17 protein-coding genes and 1 tRNA gene are annotated in these 16,608 nt (G+C 64.1%); 8 read left to right on the top strand and 10 right to left on the bottom strand.

Annotated elements, in window-relative coordinates; genetic code table 11:
* Positions 1-43 precede the first annotated feature (43 nt).
* Positions 44-119: transfer RNA gene (locus QZ964_RS13080), tRNA-Trp, on the bottom strand.
* 90 nt (positions 120-209) lie between these two features.
* Positions 210-728, bottom strand: a complete 519-nt coding sequence (pal, locus tag QZ964_RS13075; RefSeq protein ID WP_292532098.1) for a peptidoglycan-associated lipoprotein Pal — start codon at positions 726-728, stop codon at positions 210-212.
* A 295-nt stretch (positions 729-1,023) separates the two neighbouring features.
* On the opposite strand from pal, the gene QZ964_RS13070 reads away from it, so the two are divergent.
* Positions 1,024-1,473 carry a hypothetical protein gene (locus tag QZ964_RS13070; RefSeq protein ID WP_292532097.1) on the top strand — a complete coding sequence of 150 codons (450 nt, stop codon included), beginning with the start codon at positions 1,024-1,026 and terminating at the stop codon, positions 1,471-1,473.
* A gap of 1 nt (position 1,474) precedes the next feature.
* Here QZ964_RS13070 and xseA read toward each other — a convergent pair whose 3' ends face one another.
* Entirely contained in the window at positions 1,475-3,019 is a 1,545-nt protein-coding gene (gene xseA, locus QZ964_RS13065; protein WP_292532096.1) for an exodeoxyribonuclease VII large subunit, read from the bottom strand.
* Positions 3,020-3,169: 150 nt separating this feature from the next.
* Here xseA and QZ964_RS13060 point away from each other — a divergent pair, with 150 nt between their 5' ends.
* Complete coding sequence (locus tag QZ964_RS13060) at positions 3,170-3,643, top strand: VOC family protein (RefSeq protein ID WP_292532128.1); 474 nt, start codon at positions 3,170-3,172, stop codon at positions 3,641-3,643.
* Between the two features lie 83 nt (positions 3,644-3,726).
* Here the strand turns inward: QZ964_RS13060 and QZ964_RS13055 are convergent, their stop codons facing one another.
* Both QZ964_RS13055 and glmM read right to left on the bottom strand, forming a co-directional pair.
* Positions 3,727-3,969, bottom strand: a complete 243-nt coding sequence (locus QZ964_RS13055; RefSeq protein WP_292532095.1) for a hypothetical protein — start codon at positions 3,967-3,969, stop codon at positions 3,727-3,729.
* Positions 3,970-4,151: 182 nt separating this feature from the next.
* The gene (gene glmM, locus QZ964_RS13050) at positions 4,152-5,498 is read right to left on the bottom strand and encodes a phosphoglucosamine mutase (RefSeq protein ID WP_292532094.1); all 1,347 of its coding nucleotides are present in this window, start codon (positions 5,496-5,498) and stop codon (positions 4,152-4,154) included.
* A gap of 180 nt (positions 5,499-5,678) precedes the next feature.
* Between glmM and arsC the strand changes: the two genes are divergently transcribed.
* Positions 5,679-6,041, top strand: coding sequence for an arsenate reductase (glutaredoxin) (gene arsC / locus QZ964_RS13045; RefSeq protein ID WP_292532093.1), 363 nt, complete (start codon positions 5,679-5,681; stop codon positions 6,039-6,041).
* 54 nt (positions 6,042-6,095) lie between these two features.
* On the opposite strand, the gene ftsH is transcribed toward arsC, so the two are convergent.
* The 3 genes from ftsH to ybgF all read right to left on the bottom strand — a co-directional run bounded on the left by ftsH (position 6,096) and on the right by ybgF (position 10,370).
* Entirely contained in the window at positions 6,096-8,009 is a 1,914-nt protein-coding gene (gene ftsH, locus QZ964_RS13040) for an ATP-dependent zinc metalloprotease FtsH (protein ID WP_292532092.1), read from the bottom strand.
* A 185-nt stretch (positions 8,010-8,194) separates the two neighbouring features.
* The gene (gene tilS / locus QZ964_RS13035; protein WP_292532091.1) at positions 8,195-9,214 is read right to left on the bottom strand and encodes a tRNA lysidine(34) synthetase TilS; all 1,020 of its coding nucleotides are present in this window, start codon (positions 9,212-9,214) and stop codon (positions 8,195-8,197) included.
* 157 nt (positions 9,215-9,371) lie between these two features.
* The gene (gene ybgF / locus QZ964_RS13030) at positions 9,372-10,370 is read right to left on the bottom strand and encodes a tol-pal system protein YbgF (RefSeq protein WP_292532090.1); all 999 of its coding nucleotides are present in this window, start codon (positions 10,368-10,370) and stop codon (positions 9,372-9,374) included.
* 163 nt (positions 10,371-10,533) lie between these two features.
* Here ybgF and QZ964_RS13025 point away from each other — a divergent pair, with 163 nt between their 5' ends.
* From QZ964_RS13025 to QZ964_RS13015, 3 genes are all read left to right on the top strand, one after another.
* The gene (locus tag QZ964_RS13025) at positions 10,534-11,325 is read left to right on the top strand and encodes a thermonuclease family protein (RefSeq protein WP_292532089.1); all 792 of its coding nucleotides are present in this window, start codon (positions 10,534-10,536) and stop codon (positions 11,323-11,325) included.
* A gap of 16 nt (positions 11,326-11,341) precedes the next feature.
* Positions 11,342-12,775, top strand: a complete 1,434-nt coding sequence (locus tag QZ964_RS13020) for a M48 family metalloprotease (protein ID WP_292532088.1) — start codon at positions 11,342-11,344, stop codon at positions 12,773-12,775.
* A 120-nt stretch (positions 12,776-12,895) separates the two neighbouring features.
* Complete coding sequence (locus QZ964_RS13015) at positions 12,896-13,774, top strand: RNA polymerase factor sigma-32 (RefSeq protein WP_292532087.1); 879 nt, start codon at positions 12,896-12,898, stop codon at positions 13,772-13,774.
* A gap of 65 nt (positions 13,775-13,839) precedes the next feature.
* On the opposite strand, the gene QZ964_RS13010 is transcribed toward QZ964_RS13015, so the two are convergent.
* On the bottom strand, positions 13,840-14,919 hold the full coding sequence (locus QZ964_RS13010; protein ID WP_292532086.1) for a CarD family transcriptional regulator: 1,080 nt from the start codon (positions 14,917-14,919) through the stop codon (positions 13,840-13,842).
* A 7-nt stretch (positions 14,920-14,926) separates the two neighbouring features.
* On the opposite strand from QZ964_RS13010, the gene QZ964_RS13005 reads away from it, so the two are divergent.
* Positions 14,927-15,373, top strand: coding sequence for a hypothetical protein (locus QZ964_RS13005; RefSeq protein WP_292532085.1), 447 nt, complete (start codon positions 14,927-14,929; stop codon positions 15,371-15,373).
* Positions 15,374-15,662: 289 nt separating this feature from the next.
* Here QZ964_RS13005 and fdxA read toward each other — a convergent pair whose 3' ends face one another.
* Entirely contained in the window at positions 15,663-16,001 is a 339-nt protein-coding gene (fdxA, locus tag QZ964_RS13000) for a ferredoxin FdxA (RefSeq protein ID WP_292532084.1), read from the bottom strand.
* Between the two features lie 120 nt (positions 16,002-16,121).
* Between fdxA and QZ964_RS12995 the strand changes: the two genes are divergently transcribed.
* On the top strand, positions 16,122-16,608 hold a 487-nt coding region (locus tag QZ964_RS12995), incomplete at its 3' end, for an RMD1 family protein (protein ID WP_292532083.1).

The raw sequence follows: 16,608 nt of genomic DNA, 5'->3' as shown, positions 1-16,608 counted from the left end.
CGCACGGCTTAGACCGTATCGCATCGCCAATAGTTTGATTTAATGGCAGGAGTGGAGGGGCTCGAACCCCCAACCCCCGGTTTTGGAGACCGGTGCTCTACCAGTTGAGCTACACTCCTGCAGGCGCTTGAGAGGCGCGCGCCTTCAATGCCGCAACGGCGCCACGGACGCAAGTGCCGCAGATGCAAGCGCTCGGCGCTCTGCCATTGTCAGGAATTGCCGCCGGACAGCACCGTGACGGCGCGCCGGTTCTGCGACCAGCAGGAAATGTCGTCGCAGACGGCGACCGGACGCTCCTTGCCGTAGCTGACGGTGCGGATGCGCGACCCGGCGACGCCGCGCGAGATCAGATAGTTCTTGGCCACTTCGGCGCGTCGGGCGCCCAGCGCGAAATTATACTCGCGGGTACCGCGCTCGTCAGCGTGCCCCTCCATGGTGAAGCTGTAGCGCGAATAGCGATTAAGCCATTCCGCCTGCTTGTCGAGCGTCGACTGCGCGGTCGAGGTCAGATCGGTCGAGTCGGTCTCGAAGAAAATGCGGTCCCCGACATTGACCACGAAATCCTGTTGGGTGCCTGGGCCCGCGACCCCATGTCCGCCGGCGTAGCGGCCGCCGGCCAGATCGCCCGCGGCCTCGTCCGCCGTGTTCTTGGCGCAGGCCGAAAGCGCCAGCGCCGCCGTCAGGGCGACGACGAATTTGGCGCTGCAGGCGCGTAGCGAAAGCGGCATGAGGAACTCCTGTTTCGACCACCGAACGGCGATAGTCCTAGTCTTCCCGGGTTAAGCGAAGGTTCCGTCAACCTTGATCGAAGCTAACTTGCACCTGTTGCATTTGAGCAATTTGGCGGCTTCGTTAATAGACGGTTAATTGGTTAACGGAAGCTTAACACGCTGTTTCGGCGGGAATTTGACGGTTTCACACGGTGCCCGGCCTGAGCGCTCGCGCCCGGTTGCTTTGGCGAGAGTCTCGCTCTTACTATCAGTTATCACGCCAGCGGCGGGCGGGATGGATCAGGAGCGTGACATGAACGAAGGCATCGCGCCTTTCCTCTCGCCGCTGACGTTGCTTCTTGGCGGCGGCCTGTTGGCGATCGGATTGCTGTCGCTAATCGATCTCCACTTTTTCAAGACAAAGGCGCAGGGCAAGATCGCGTTGGCGATCGGCCTGCTCTTCATCTTCGCCACCGAGGCGATGTTCGTGACGAGCGGCGCCAGCGGGCGCTATTTCGAAGGTCAAAAGCTCGACGTCACCGACTGCGAATTTCAAACAGAGCGGGATTTCCCGGCTGAGCGCCGCTCCAATCCCAAGCTCGTCCACGACAAGATCGTGGCCTGCATGGATATGCTTGGCTACGACTGGAGCCGGGAACACTATCACTGCGCCGAAGCGCCGATCTCCACCAATGTCTTCTGCTATCTGCCGCGCGCCCCCATGCAGCGCAGCATCGTCGCCTGGCAGATGCGCTTCGAATAGGTCAGAACAGCGATCCCTGATCGTCGCTACCGAGCAGCCGTCTCATGCGCCGGCGCGGTCGCGGCGGAGCGGGCGGGTCGGGGGTCGCGGCGCCCGCCCGCGCGGCGATTCTGCCGTCGGCGATTTCGATATCGAGACCAGTCCCGGGCGGGGCCTGCGCGACGCTGCGCACCAACGCACCGCTCTCATCGCGCACCAGAGCAAAACCGCGCGCCAGCACGGAACGATGGCTGAGCGACTCTTGCAGCCGCACGAGCCGGTCGAGCCGATCCTGGCTGCGGACGATCAGGCCCGCAACGGCGCGGTCCAGCCGCTGCGCGGCCCCAGCGAGACGTTGCCTGGAGGCGGCGTTCTCCTGACGCGCCAGAACGGCGCGGGCGAAGTATCCCTGCCGCAGCCGCGTCCCAAGGCCGCGCAGCTTCTCATGTACCCGGGCCAGCTCCGCCTGCGGCGAGTGGCGAGCAAGGAGCGCGGCGGCCCGAGAAACCCGCAGCCGCCGTCCGTCTCTGGCGGCGCGAACGCCGGCGCCCAGCCGTTCCGCCGCCCGGTCGAGACGCTGGCGGGGGCTGGCGAGCAGCGCGTCGCCCGCCGGCAGCAGCCGCGCGAAAGTGGAAAGCAGGGCGCGGCGCTGTTCCATGGCGCGGCGGCGCGCCCCTTCCAGCCGGCTCGCGCGCACGGCGAGATGTTCGAAAAGCTCGACGCGGACGGGAACCGCCTTCTCAGCGGCGCCGGTCGGCGTCGGCGCGCGCAGGTCGGCGACGAAGTCGATGAGCGTCGTGTCGGTCTCATGGCCGATCGCCGAAATCAGCGGAATGGCGCTCTCGGCCGCCGCCCGGACGACCAGCTCCTCGTTGAAGCCCCATAAATCCTCGAGCGAACCGCCGCCGCGCGCGACGATCAGCACGTCGGGGCGCGGAATGGCGCCGCCGGCTGGCAGCGCATTGAAGCCGCGAATGCCCGCGGCGACTTCCTCGGCGCAGCTCTCGCCCTGCACCCGCACCGGCCAGACCAGCACGCGCCGCGGGAAGCGGTCGTTCAGACGGTGGAGGATGTCGCGGATCACGGCGCCGGTCGGCGAGGTCACGACGCCGATGACGCGCGGCAGGAAGGGCAGGGCGCGCTTGCGCGCCTCGTCGAACAGGCCCTCGGCCGCGAGCGCCTTGCGGCGGGCGTCGAGCAGCGCCATCAGCGCGCCGACCCCGGCCGGCTCCAGCGACTCGATGACGATCTGATAGGAGGATTTTCCGGGGAAGGTGGTGACGCGGCCGGTCGCGACGACCTCCAGCCCCTCCTGCGGCTTAGTGCGCAGCCGCGCGAAGGTCGACTTCCAGATCACCGCATCGAGCCGCGCGCTCTGGTCCTTGAGCGAGAAATAGGCGTGGCCGGAGGCGTGCGGGCCGCGATAGTTGGAGATTTCACCGCGCACCCGCACCCGCCCGAAGCGGTCCTCGATGGTGCGCTTGAGCGCATTGGCGAGTTCGGAGACGCTGATCTCCGGCGCATTGGTCTGAGGAGCCTCGCCCCCGCTCTCGGTCAGGTCGGACATGGACGAGAGATATGGCCCAATATCGGTCGGCGGGCGAGCGGCAAAGAACGTCGTTGTGGACGCGCCCTGGGAAGCCTCAAAATTGGCCGGCTCTGAACCGCTACAATCGTTCAGGCATTGCTGGTCAAAGCGAAAGGACAAGCAATGGCAATTGCCAAGAACACGATCTGCCTCTGGTACGACAAGGACGCAGAGGCTGCAGCCCGCTTCTACGCCGAGACTTTTCCAAACAGCGCGGTGACCGCTGTCTACCGTGCTCCGAGCGATTATCCATCCGGCAAGGCGGGCGACGTCCTGACGGTCGAGTTCTCAGTAGCCGGCATCCCTTGTCTCGGCCTCAATGGCGGACCCATGTTCAAACACAACGAAGCCTTTTCGTTCCAGATCGCCACCGACGATCAGCAAGAGACCGACCGTTACTGGAACGCTATCGTCAGTAATGGCGGCGTGGAGAGTGCGTGCGGCTGGTGCAAAGACAAATGGGGAGTCTCTTGGCAAATCACGCCGCGTGTGCTGACCGAGGCGCTAGCCGCCGGCGGCGACGAAGCAAAACGCGCGTTTGAAGCGATGATGGATATGAAGAAAATTGACGTCGCCAGGATTGCGGCGGCCCGCCGCGGCTGAGATTGATTTCCGCTCCTGGCGCGTCGCCGAAGTCGAAGCTGTCTCTGTCGGAGACGGAATGTCGAAGTGCTAGATCTCTAACGCTACCGCGTCTCGCTCATCGAATAGCGCGCCGATCCGGTCGGGCCGTTCGGCAGAACGGCGAGAATGTTCGGCTGGAGGTAGGTCCGTCCCTCGGTCAACTGTTGCTCGGGATCGTCGATATTGCCGCGAAGATACCAGCCGCTGACATCGAGGGGCGGGAGAGGCGGCAGCCCGTCGGCGCGCGCATCGAGAGCGCCTGTGACGATGACGGCTAACAGCGCCAGCGCGATGGTGCGGCCCATGTTGGTCCCCTTGGTTCGGGCGCCCTGTCGCGTTTTGATGACGCAGGGCCGACGACGGCAACATGGGCGGCAACGCTTAACGATGCGTTAACCGTATCGCTTAACCATCGATCTCAACCAACTCTTACCTTCTGGCGGCTGCGCCCGCGCGCGGCGCCGAACGCGCCCGCAGCGGCTTCGCGTCAGGCCGCCTCGGCGGAGGCTTTCAGCGCGCTGCAGACTTGGGCGACGAGCGATTCGACCAGTTCTCGATCGTCGCCTTCGCCCATGACTCGGATAACCGGCTCAGTGCCGGAAGGCCGAACGATGAGTCGGCCAGAGCCGCCGAGCCGCGCCCGCGCATCGTCGATTGCGGATGCGACCGCGGCGCGCTCCAATTCGCCGCGCTGGGCGCGCACATTCTGCAAGATTTGCGGCAGGGGCTCGAAGCGGTGGCAGACTTCGCTCACCGGACGATTCTGGCGCTTGACCACCGCCAGCGCCTGCATCGCCGTCACCAGTCCGTCGCCGGTCGTGCAATAGTCGGACAGAATGACGTGGCCCGATTGTTCGCCGCCGATATTGTAGCCGGCTTCGCGCATGCGCTCGATCACATAGCGGTCGCCGACCGCCGTTCGCTCTAAAGTCAGTCCGAGCGAACTCAGATGACGCTCCAATCCGAGATTGGACATGATCGTCGCGACGAGTCCGGGTTTGGACAGCAATCCTTGGTCGCGCCAGCTTTCCGCGACCACCGCCATCAGCTGATCGCCGTCGATGAGGCGCCCCTGTTCGTCGACCATCATGACGCGGTCGGCGTCGCCGTCGAGCGCAATGCCGACGTCGGCGCGCAGTTCGCGCACCTTGTCGCGCAGCGCTTGCGGCGATGTGGAGCCGACACGATGATTGATGTTGAAGCCGTCGGGTTCGACGCCGATGGCGATCACCTCGGCGCCAAGCTCCCACAGCGCTTCAGGCGCCACCTTATAGGCTGCGCCATTGGCGCAATCGACGACGACGCGCAAGCCTTCGAAGCTCATGTTGCGGGGCAGCGTGCGCTTGGCGAATTCGATGTAGCGCGCGCGGACGTCGTCGATGCGGCGCGCACGGCCGAGTTCTCTCGGGCCTGCGAGCTTGCGCATGATGTCGTTGTCGATGAGACGTTCGATCTCGTGTTCGATTTCGTCGGAAAGCTTGTAGCCGTCCGGTCCAAACAGCTTGATGCCGTTGTCCTCGAAAGAATTGTGAGACGCGGAAATCATCACGCCGACATCGGCGCGCATCGATCGCGTCAGCATGGCGACCGCGGGCGTCGGCATCGGCCCGAGCAGCAGCGGATCCATTCCGACCGAGGTGAAGCCGGCGACCAGCGCATATTCGATCATATAGCCGGAGAGCCGCGTGTCCTTGCCGATGACGACGCGATGCCGGCCTTCGCCGCGATGAAAGATGAGGCCCGCCGCCTGACCGACCTTGAGCGCGAGCTCCGGCGTGATTTTCTCATTGGCCAGTCCGCGAATGCCATCGGTGCCGAAATGGGTCCGGGTCATTGAATATCCTCAGCGAGCGGCGCCCTGGCCAAGCCGGCGCATCTTTCACGCCAAGCCGGCGCATCTTTCACGCCAAGCCGGCGCATTTATGAACATGATGTCATATTGTCGGGAGCTGTGTTCTCCCCAGCCCAGCGAAAGGTTAATGAACACTCGCATATCGCCTGAACGGATGTCCACATGGAAGTCAAAATCTACCATAACCCGGCCTGCGGCACCTCGCGCAACGTGCTCGCCGCTTTGAAGGCGGCAGGTTATGAGCCGCAAGTGATAGAATATCTCAAGACTCCGCCCAGTCGTGCGGCCTTGAAGGATCTACTTCGCCGCATGGGCAAGAATGTGCGCGAGATTTTGCGTAGACGCGGCACGCCCTATGAAGAGTTGGGCCTGGATAATCCCGCCCTGTCGGACGACGAGATTTTCGCCGCCATCGAGAAACACCCGATTCTGATTGAACGGCCGATCGTATCGATGGGCGAAAATGCGGCCCTTTGCCGCCCAGCCGAAACGGTCAATGAGCTGATCGCTCAGTCGAAGGCATAGATCGTCGAGATCAATGCAAAAAACCCAGCGGGGGACCGCTGGGTTTTTCTTTCGTCAGATCGGATGCGGCTCCATGCCGCCGACGTCGGGTTCCGGTTTCGAACCCGTCGTCGGCACCGCCGAGCCGCGCGGCGGCGGCGTCGGCGCCGACTCGTCGCGCACCGGCCGCTTGCCGACGAGCAGGCCCTTGATCTCGTCGCCGGTCAGCGTCTCAAATTCGAGAAGCGCATTAGCGAGCGTGTCCAGGTCGGTGCGCCTGTCGACGAGAATCTGCTTGGCCTTGTCATAGCCTTGCTGCACGAGGCGGCGCACTTCCGCGTCGATCGTCTCCTGCGTCTGTTCGGAGAAGGTTTGCGTGCGTCCGAGCGAGTAGCCGAGGAACTGCTCCTGTTGCGGGTCAGCGTACGCGACCGTGCCGAGCTTGTCGGAGAAGCCGAGCTGCGTGACCATCGCGCGCGCGATCCGCGTCGCCTGCTGAATGTCCGACGCCGCGCCGGAGGTCGTCTTCGCTGCGCCAAAAATCAATTCCTCGGCGACGCGGCCGCCCATCGCCATCGCCAGCATCGCCACGAGTTGCTCGTAGCTTTGCGAGATCTGGTCGCGTTCGGGAAGACCCTGCACCATGCCGAGCGCTCTGCCGCGCGGAATGATCGTCGCCTTGTGGATCGGAATCGAGCCCGGCATATTCAAGGAGACGAGCGCATGGCCGCCTTCGTGATAGGCGGTGAGCTTCTTCTCCTCGTCGGTCATCACCAAAGTGCGGCGCTCGGCGCCCATCATGATCTTGTCGCGCGCGTCCTCGAACTCCTGGCTCGTGACGATCCGCTTCGAACGCCGCGCCGCGAGCAGCGCCGCCTCGTTGACAAGATTCATCAGATCGGCGCCCGAGAAGCCCGGCGTGCCGCGCGCAACGATCTTCAAATCCACGTCCGGCGCCAAAGGCACCTTGCGGGCGTGAACTTTCAAAATCTTCTCGCGGCCGATGAAGTCCGGGTTCGGCACCTGGATCTGCCGGTCGAAGCGGCCCGGACGCATCAGCGCCGGGTCGAGCACGTCCGGACGGTTGGTCGCGGCGATCAGGATGATGCCCTCATTCGCCTCGAAGCCATCCATCTCGACGAGCAGCTGGTTTAAGGTCTGCTCGCGCTCGTCATTGCCGCCGCCAAGTCCGGCGCCGCGATGGCGTCCGACCGCGTCGATCTCGTCGACGAAGATGATGCAGGGCGCGTTCTTCTTCGCCTGTTCGAACATGTCGCGCACGCGCGACGCGCCGACGCCGACGAACATTTCGACGAAGTCGGAGCCCGAGATCGAGAAGAACGGCACGCCCGCTTCGCCGGCGATGGCGCGCGCCAGCAAGGTCTTGCCGGTGCCTGGCGGCCCGACAAGCAGCACGCCGCGCGGAATGCGGCCGCCGAGACGCTGGAACTTCTGCGGATCGCGCAGGAATTCGACGATCTCCTGCAGATCCTCCTTGGCTTCGTCGACGCCGGCGACGTCTTCAAACGTGACGCGGCCTTGCGTCTCGGTCAAAAGCTTCGCTTTCGACTTGCCAAAGCCCATTGCACGGCCGGCGCCGCCCTGCATCTGGCGGGAGAGGAAAATCCACACCGCGAGAAACGCGACAAGCGGCAGCGCGTTGAGCAGCAGCGTCATCATGAAGCCGCCGCCTTCATTGTTCGGCTTGGCGCTGATCGAGACGTTCTTCGCCTGCAGGCGGGGCACGAGATTGGCGTCGTCCGGCGCATAGGTGGTGAAAGGCCGGTTGTCGTTGAAGTGCCCGACGATCTCATTGCCGGCGATGGTCACGTCATGGACACGACCCTGGTCTATCTGGGTGAGCAGCTCGCTATAAGAAATGTCGCGTATCGGCGTGCGCTGGCCGGGCTGCTGAAACAACATGACAAGCGCGACCACGAGCAATCCGATGATTGCCCAAAGCGCGAGGTTCCTGAAGTGTGGGTTCATTTGGGAAGCCTGTCGGGAGCCGCTCGGTCGGGCTTATCCCCCGAAGCGTTCCGGTCATCCGTCTAATTTAGGCTCACCGGCAGGCGTTGCCAAGGCTCGGAAAGGGCCGTGAATCCGGGCGTCGCCGTGTCGCGGCTTAGCTGTTTCGCATATGATCGTCCAAAGCCGCGACAATTGGCTTTACTCTAATTTGAGCGGCGAGGCGGCGCAGGGCGCAGCCGAACGCGTCCGCCGATGGCTTCGATGGAGACATCGGCAAGCGTGATTCTCATCGATTTGCGCGCGGTCAGCGCCGCCGCGACGCGTGCGCTGGCGCGCTCCAGACGTTCGAGGCGAAGCGCAGGGACCGGCGCAAGGCGCAGGATGGCGTTCGCCAGCGTCCGCTGAAGAATTTCCGGGGGCGCCGCGCACAGCGTCGCGGCGTCGAGTTCGACGCATGACGCTTCATCTTTGCGCAATGCGCGCTCTAGCGTCTCGGCGGCGCAATGCGTCAGCGCCGCATCGGCGCGCGCCGCGCGCGCGCCGAGTCTTAGAAGAGCGTCCTGACCGAAGCCCTGGGCGGCGAGGAAAGGCGCGAGCTTGCGCAGCCGGACGCGGGCGAAGCTTTCGTCTTCGTTCGACGGATCACGAAAAAACGACTGTCCTGCGCGCGCGCAGATCGATTCCAGCGCTGCTTTGCGAAAGCCGAGCAACGGCCTCAGAAGCGCAAATCCTTCACAGCGCGAGACAGGCGCCATGCCGGCGAGTCCCGCGACTCCGGAGCCGCGCATTAAGCGAAACAGTATCGTTTCGGCCTGGTCATCGGCGTGATGCGCGAGAACGATGGCCGATGCGCCATTGCGACGGGCGCAGTCCGTCAGCAGCGCATAGCGCGCCTGGCGCGCGCGCTCCTGCAGGCGCGTCGACGGCTTTTCCTCTTCCCACGTCAACAGATGATGCGCAAAGCCGAGATCATGCGCCCAGCGGCCAACCTCTTCGGCCTCCGCGCGCGCCGCCTTGCGCAAGCGGTGATCGACGGTCGCGACCGCAATGTCGCGCGACGATCGCAAAGACCATTGCGCGCAAAGCAGCATCAAGGCGACCGAATCAGGTCCCCCGGAAACCGCGAGCAGCAGGGAGGGGTAGGGCGCAAGGAGCGCGAGCGCCTCTTCGCGCAGTCGCTCGATCGACTCGTCGATGGCAGCTTCCGCTTCGGCGCCGGGCATGCCTACGCCCGACGGGCGCCGGTCGCCGCGCCGACGGCGAGATCAGGCTGCAGCTGGGCGCAATCGCCAAAATGCAGATGAAGTGACCGATTCCAAAAGTTTAGCGCGCGCTTTGCGCCCAAAAAACAGCGTCCGCTCTTTCGCGAGCCGCGCGCTGCTAACATTGGATTTTTTTGCTTTCACGTTGAGCCGCTTCGCGGATTCGCGTCGCCGCTTTCGGGAATTTGACGTGGATCTCGGAATAGGAGGCGCAGGCCTGCTCCTTCGCGCCCATTGCGCTCAGTGACTGGCCAAGCCGCAACAGCGCTTCCGGCGCCTGCTGCGAATCGCCGTACTTTGTCGAGATTTCCAGATATTTCTCGGCCGCCTCGCGGTGGCGGCCGCGCAGAAAAAAACTCTCGCCTAAATTGAACGTCGCGGCGGGGGCGAGCTTGCCCTTACCGTTCTTCGACAGAAAAATCGCGAGCGTCCGCTCAGCTTCTTCATATTTGCCGGCGCGCAGCGCGGCGATGGCCTGATCATATTCCTCCTTGGGACCAGGGATGGCGGGGGCGGCGGCGATCTCGGCCGGCGGCGGCTGGTCGCCGACAAGGCGGCCGTGGGCGATATCAAGCGGCTGGCCGGCTTCGCGCACCGGCGCGCCGGTCGCTGCGCCTGAAGGCCGCGTTGCGGTGTCGAGCGGCGCGGACGGGGGCGTCGTCCCTAGCGGCCTCGGTGCGCCGGGCGCCGATGGCTGCGCCGCGGGGTCGAAGGCGTCGCCCCGCTTGCCGGCGTTCGCGCTCGCCACGGGGGGAAGCGTCGTTTGCGCCGCCGCCGGCGGATTGGTCGGTCCGCGGGGGGCAGCTTCGGCGTGCGCCGGCTCGGTCTTTGCGGATCGCAATTGTTCTTCCAGAAGCTGCACCTTGTGCTGCAACTCCTCATTTTGTCCGGTCAATCGGCGCAGTTCGCGCTCCAGCCGATCAATCCGCATCGCCATCGCCGCGTCTGACCCCGGTCGCTGCTCAGCTCCGTCATAAATATCCGACGGCGGAACATTGTAGGTCTGAGCGGAGCGGGCGTTGGGCTCCGGCTGCGGATCGCCATAGTGGTCGAACGCCTCGGCGGCGCCCGCAGCAAAGAAGGACAGGGCGAAAATGAGAGCGTAGCGTGAGAGCATGTCGCGGAGGCCGTGACTTTCGCTTAAGCGCGTCGCCCGATTCGACGCGTGCGAGATCATGCCGGAGTATAGGCTTCCATCCGGCTAAAGTTGGGCGATGCGATCATTCAAACTTCGCGCAGTCGATCTGCTTTGGCTCCAAAGAGCGGCGTTCGCCGCGTTTATGGCGGCGGCTTGGCCATCATGGGCCCAGTCGCTTCCGGCCGCGGCGGAAAACGGGGAATGCTCGCTTGAAGGGGCGGTTCCCGGGACTGTCGCCGCGGTCGACGAGGATTTCGAACTCCTACTCGACGACGGCCGCCGCGTCGCGCTCGCCGGCCTCGACTTTCCGCCGCCGGAAGCAGGCGAGCTGCCCGCCGCCGTCCGTAATCGTTTAGCGGCCTGGCTTCCGGGCCGCGACGTATTTGTGGGCGCTTTCGCTCCGGCGTCCGACCGCTGGGGCAGGACGCCCGCCCGGCTTTACGCGAGCGATCCCGCGGGAGGACCCTCGGCGCCCCTGACCTCTGTGGCGGAGGCGCTGCTCGCCGCCGGCGACGCGCGCTTTCGCCCCGACCCGACCGCCGCCGCCTGCGCCAAGGCCTATTTGGCCGCCGAAGCCCTGGCGCGCAACGCCGGCGTCGGACTCTGGTCACGGCCGGAATTTCGCCAAATCGACGTGTCAACGCCGGACGCCGCGAAGGAGCTGCAGCGGCGCAAGGGAATGATCGTCGTCGTCGGCGACATCCGTTCCGTCGGCGAGTCGCGGCGCGCCTTCTACCTTAATTTTGGCGACAAATGGCGCGATAGCTTCACCGTCGTGATTTCACGGCGCAATTTGGCTATGTTCGGGCGAATCGAGCCCCGCTCGCTAGTCGGGCGGCGAGCCCGCGTACGAGGACTTATTGAGACCGGGTCTCGCATCGAAATCGCTGCGCCAGCCGAGATCGAATTTTTTGAGAGCGGCGTCACTCGCTAGGCGGGCGGCGCCCTCTTTGACTGCGGCCGTCGTCGCGCTGACGCTGGGCGGCTGCGCAGAACTGGAGCGGCAAGGAAATCTCTTTACGGCGCCTTCGCCGCCAACCCGGCCGGCGACGCCGCGAACCGATAATCGCAGCACGGTCCAACATAAGGAACTCGTCGCCCAATTTGGCGGCGAATATGAAGCGCCCGCCGCAGAGCGTTATCTCGACGCCATTCTCGTCAAACTGGCGGCCGTCAGCGATACGCCCGGCCAGCCGACCTACAAGGTGACGATCCTCAACACCCCTGTCGTCAACGCCTTTGCGCTGCCGTCCGGCAATCTTTACGTCACCCGCGGACTCCTGGTGCTCGCCGGTGATGCGTCCGAGGCGGCGGCGGTGATGGCCCACGAAATCGCCCATGTTTCGCTTCGCCACAGCGCGCTGCGCGCCGAGCGCGAGCGAGAGGCGGCGGTCATCTCGCAAGCCGCCGCCGTCATTCAGAACCGCCAAAAAGGCGACGAGGTGCGGTCCAGCCAGCGGCTCTCGGTCGCAAGCTTCTCCCGTCAGCAGGAGCTCGACGCCGACGCAGCCGGCGTCCGCGTCATCGCGCGGGCGGGCTTCGACCCATTTGGCGCTTCGCGCTTCCTGACGGCGCTGGGGCGGTCCACGGAGTTGCGAGCGGCGCTCTATGGAAAAAAGAAGTCGTTCGAGTTCGACATCATGTCGACGCATCCCTCGACTCCCGACCGCATCACCAAAGCTGTCGCTGCGGCGCGCGAAATCGGGGCGCCAGGGATCGGGGTCATCGACCGAAGCGGTTATCTCGAGGCCGTCAAGGGCGTCGCCTTCGGCGACGATCCCATGGAAGGCTACGTTCGCGGCCGCAAGTTCACCCATCCGCGATTGCGCTTCACCTTCACCGCGCCCGAGGGTTTTCTTCTCGAGAACTCCAACGAGGCCATATTCGGCGTGCGCGAACCCGATAATGAAGCCTTGCGGCTCGACAGCGTGCGCTTGCCCTCCGACGAGAACCTCGAAAACTATGTCGGCTCCGGCTGGGTCGACGGCCTTCTTCCATCGTCCGTGCGCACTATGGACATCAACGGACTCCCTTCAGTGGTCGCCGTCGCCCGGGCGGGCGAGTGGAACTTCCGGCTGGCGGTGATTCGGTCAGGCGAGTTTTTCTACCGCCTGATTTTTGCGGCCCGCACGTTGAGCGACGACGCTGACGCGCGCTTCATGGAGTCGATCAAATCTTTCCATCGCCTCGCGCCTGACGAAATCACTGACGCCCGCCCGTTAAGGATTTCGGTCGCTGTCGCCGCGCCCGGCGACACCATCGAAACGATGGCCGCGCGGATGGTGGTTCCCAATCGCCCGGTCGAATACTTCATGCTTCTCAATGGGCTGCTGGCCGGCGACGCGGTCATACCCGGCGAACATTACAAAATAGTAACTGAGTGACGTTCCGGTTTTTGCTCACTTCGGGAACAACTGTCGCGCCTCGACAGTTATCCCTGCAAGGCAAAATCTTGGCGCGCGGATTTGCTCGTATTGTCGAGACAACCGCGTATGGAGGGCGTCATGGCGTATATGCCTGGGCTCGGACGCGAGTTGATTAAGGCTGCCGCGGAAGCTCCCTTTCTGGAGCGAGAAGAGGAAAAGCAGCTCGCAGTGGCGTGGCGAGAGCGGGACGATCAAAAAGCGCTACATAAGTTGACCGCAGCGCACATGCGTCTCGTCATCGCGCTGTCGGCAAAGTTCAGACATTACGGATTGCCGCTCTCCGATCTTGTCCAGGAAGGTCATGTCGGGCTTCTGGAAGCGGCCGCGCGGTTTGCGCCCGAACGAGACGTTCGCTTCTCTACCTACGCGACGTGGTGGATCAGAGCTTCGATCCAGGACTATGTTCTGCGCAACTGGTCGATCGTGCGGGGCGGAACGAGTTCGTCGCAGAAGGCGCTTTTTTTCAACTTGCGGCGCTTGCGCGCAAGGTTGGCGCGCGAAAACCACGGCGCGAGCGCGATGGACACCTATCAGACGATCGCTAACGCCATCGGCGTCTCGCGCGCCGATGTCGAGATGATGGATTCGCGTCTTTCCGGCTCCGACGTGTCGTTGAACGCGCAACTCGTCGACGATGATTCGTCGGCCTCCGCGCAGCGAATGGACTTTCTCGTCGACGAGAAGCCGCTGCCCGACCAAGTCGTCGAGGAAACGCTGGATTCGGACCGGCGCGCGCGCTGGCTCAAGGACGCGCTCGCCATACTCTCCGAGCGCGAGTTGCGCATCGTGCGCGAACGGCGGCTGGCGGAAAACCTGGTGACGCTCGAGACTCTCGGCGACCGCCTCGGGATCTCCAAGGAGAGGGTGCGTCAAATTGAGAGTCGTGCGCTCGTGAAGCTCAGACGCGCCTTGTCGCGGATGCAGGAGACAGCGGCGACCGACGAGGCAAGAGCGTAAGAAGCAAGACAGGCGCGTGAGACAAGAAAACCCCGGAACGACTTCCGGGGTTTTTCATTTGCCAATTACGCCGCGCGGTCGACGTCGGCTTCCTCACCGCCGTCATCGCCGACATCCCCGTCGGCCTTGGGTCCGCGTCGGGGTCCCTTGAGGAGGAAGGATTCGATCAGCTTCAGCGATTCCGAATCGATGAGCTTGCGCACGGCGGCGATCTCGCGCGCCATGCGATCCAGGGCGGCTTCGTAGAGTTGGCGTTCGGAGTAGGACTGCTCCGGCTGCGTATCGGAACGATAGAGGTCGCGAACCACTTCGGCGATCGTGACAAGATCGCCTGAGTTGATCTTGGCCTCATATTCCTGGGCGCGACGCGACCACATCGTACGCTTGATCCTCGCGCGGCCGCTCAACGTCTGCAACGCCTTGTCGACGATGGCCGCATCCGCAAGCTTGCGCATCCCCACGTTGACGACTTTGCTTGTGGGCACTTTGAGGATCATCTTGTCCTTGATGAAGCTCACGACAAAGAGTTCGAGGCTGAAGCCTGCGACCTCTTGCGTCTCAACGCCGACGATCTGGCCGACGCCATGCGCCGGGTAGACGATGAACTCACTGAGCTTGAAGCCGGTTTTCAAAGCGGCAGTGGGCTTCGCCTTGGCGGGAACGGCTGGGCGCGCGGCCCCGACGGGCGCGCTCTCGGCGAGCGCCGGAGGCGCCGAGGGGGCGGGCGCCGTCGCTTTTTCAACCGGCCTCGGCGCCGCCGGCGCCATAGCAGCCGCCGGCTTTGATTGCTCGACCGGTTTAATCGCCGGCGCGACCGCTTTTACCGGCTTGGCCGCCGCTGTCTTGCTGGCGGCGATCGGCTTGACCGTCTTGATTTCCGGGGTTTTCGCCTTGGAGCTAACCTTTTCCGCCGCCGCCTTGGCGGCCTTGGCGGCCGCCGCCCGTTTTGTCGCGCTCTTGGCTGCGGATTTGGCCGCGACCGCAGTCTTGGCGTGCGACTTCGGCGCCGCTTTGGCGGCGACCGCACGGGTGAGGGCGCGACCGGTCTGCGGGAGACGGCGCGTGGCCGCGGCTAGCGCCGCAGCCTTGGCGGTCCTGTCCTTTGCGGTCGATTTGGCTTTCGTCGTCGTCGCTTTTGAGGTCATCTTTTTTATGTTCTTGGCCGATGTTCTTGCATTGGTTTTCCCGCGCGAAGCAGCGGCGCCTCGCGCGGACTTTGCCGCCGAAGCGGACTTTGCCGTCGAAGCGGACTTTGCCGTCGAAGCGGACTTGGCCGCCGAAGTAGACTTGGCCGCCGAAGCGGAGCGGCCGAGCGACTTCTTGGCAGTCGAACTCTTGGCCGCGGCGGATTTCGTGGCGCCGCTTTTGGCCCCTCGCTTGGCCTGGGTCTTGGATCGGGCGGCCGAGCCCTTGGCGCGCGCTGCTGCGGTGGAGGCAGTTGCGGACGACTTTTTCTCGGCTTTCTTGTTGGAGGGCATACGCGGGCTACTCCTGTGCTGTCCCGCTGTGGAGACGGGACGGTCGCTGCCGCTGACAAATCGCGCGCCGCCGGCCGGCAAGCCGCGACACCGCGAGGGCGGCATGTGGAAACCTTGCTAGCGCCGCATACCCAGCAGCCGGGCCTCTGGCCGACCCTTGGGAAAGAGAGGCTCTCGAATTCGTCGCGAGACGGTGCTGTGACGCCGGATCGCCTTCGACAAGGCGTGCATTTAGTGTGTGATTTATAACACGCTGACGGACAAAAATCAAAGGCGCAAGCGCGCCAACGGCGCGGGCGCAGCGGCCACAAATTCATCTAAATGGCTTATTTTATTAGGTTTTAAAAAAATTAACGACGTAGAAACACATCTGCGACGATTTAGGCGTCAGCGATGCCGCCGAGCGCTGTTCAGTCCCCCTGGCCGGACTCGGCTGAAAAGAATTGCTCGAACTTGCCCGGCTTTCCGTCCCATTCCTTGGCGTCGGCCGGCGGTTCCCGCTTGATCGTGATGTTGGGCCAGTTTTGCGCCATTTCCGCGTTAAGCTGCAGCCACTGCTCGAGACCTTCTTCGGTATCCGGCTTTATCGCGTTCGCCGGGCACTCGGGCTCGCAGACGCCACAGTCGATGCATTCGTCCGGATGAATCACCAGCATATTTTCGCCTTCGTAGAAGCAGTCCACCGGGCAGACTTCGACGCAGTCCATATACTTGCATTTGATGCAGTTTTCCGTGACGACATAAGTCATAAGGGTGATCTCTCCGCGACCTCGCCGCTTGCTAGCTTTTTTGCCAGCGTCACGCAAGGCGAGCAGAACAAATGCGCGGGTTAGAGATATGATTGCGCCTCGAAGCCACAAGGTCAGAAAATGGTCGACACAGTCAATTCTCCGGCGACGACGGCGATGATCCCGCATGCGCTCACGGCCCGGGCTTTGCTGCTCGGCGAGCGGATCGAAACGGACGGGCTCGAACGGGCTGATCTGGTTTCGACCGCGCCCCTTGCCTTCCATGCGGGCCAGAGTGGATTCGCAGTCCTCTATCGCTTCGGGGTCGCCGTTCTCTTCGGACTTTCTCCCCTCGAGGAGGACGAAATCGTCCAGAAGATCGGAATTCGCGTCTCGGGCGCGTCGCGCGGCGACGACGAGACGTTGATCGTCGAGGCGACGCCGGACGGCGAGGAGAAGGCCCTCCCAGACGGCCGGCTGGCGGTCAAGGACCTCTCCGATGCGCGTCTGCTGGTGATCGCCGACGTTCTGGCGAAAAGCGTCGCCCTGGGGCGCGACGAGCGCCGGGTCAACGCCGTCTTCGACACGATCGAACCTTTCGCCGCCGAGCTTGCGGCGAAGGGCAGTC

It is taken from the genome of Methylocystis sp. (assembly GCF_021731785.1).
Taxonomy (GTDB): Bacteria; Pseudomonadota; Alphaproteobacteria; order Rhizobiales; family Beijerinckiaceae; genus Methylocystis.
The sequence above is the reverse complement of the archived record's forward strand: the minus strand, read 5'-3'. Positions and strand labels throughout refer to the sequence as shown.

What these genes read in the sequence shown, in the direction of transcription:
- tilS (WP_292532091.1), bottom strand. Translation starts at nt 9,214, where the DNA reads ATGCCCGGCGCCGAAGCGGAAGCTGCCATCGACGAGTCGATCGAGCGA.
- QZ964_RS13025 (WP_292532089.1), top strand. Translation starts at nt 10,534, where the DNA reads ATGGCGGCGGCTTGGCCATCATGGGCCCAGTCGCTTCCGGCCGCGGCG.
- arsC (WP_292532093.1), top strand. Translation starts at nt 5,679, where the DNA reads ATGGAAGTCAAAATCTACCATAACCCGGCCTGCGGCACCTCGCGCAAC.
- ybgF (WP_292532090.1), bottom strand. Translation starts at nt 10,370, where the DNA reads ATGCTCTCACGCTACGCTCTCATTTTCGCCCTGTCCTTCTTTGCTGCG.
- QZ964_RS13010 (WP_292532086.1), bottom strand. Translation starts at nt 14,919, where the DNA reads ATGACCTCAAAAGCGACGACGACGAAAGCCAAATCGACCGCAAAGGAC.
- fdxA (WP_292532084.1), bottom strand. Translation starts at nt 16,001, where the DNA reads ATGACTTATGTCGTCACGGAAAACTGCATCAAATGCAAGTATATGGAC.
- QZ964_RS13055 (WP_292532095.1), bottom strand. Translation starts at nt 3,969, where the DNA reads ATGGGCCGCACCATCGCGCTGGCGCTGTTAGCCGTCATCGTCACAGGC.
- ftsH (WP_292532092.1), bottom strand. Translation starts at nt 8,009, where the DNA reads ATGAACCCACACTTCAGGAACCTCGCGCTTTGGGCAATCATCGGATTG.
- glmM (WP_292532094.1), bottom strand. Translation starts at nt 5,498, where the DNA reads ATGACCCGGACCCATTTCGGCACCGATGGCATTCGCGGACTGGCCAAT.
- xseA (WP_292532096.1), bottom strand. Translation starts at nt 3,019, where the DNA reads ATGTCCGACCTGACCGAGAGCGGGGGCGAGGCTCCTCAGACCAATGCG.
- QZ964_RS13070 (WP_292532097.1), top strand. Translation starts at nt 1,024, where the DNA reads ATGAACGAAGGCATCGCGCCTTTCCTCTCGCCGCTGACGTTGCTTCTT.
- pal (WP_292532098.1), bottom strand. Translation starts at nt 728, where the DNA reads ATGCCGCTTTCGCTACGCGCCTGCAGCGCCAAATTCGTCGTCGCCCTG.
- QZ964_RS13015 (WP_292532087.1), top strand. Translation starts at nt 12,896, where the DNA reads ATGGCGTATATGCCTGGGCTCGGACGCGAGTTGATTAAGGCTGCCGCG.
- QZ964_RS13005 (WP_292532085.1), top strand. Translation starts at nt 14,927, where the DNA reads ATGTTCTTGGCCGATGTTCTTGCATTGGTTTTCCCGCGCGAAGCAGCG.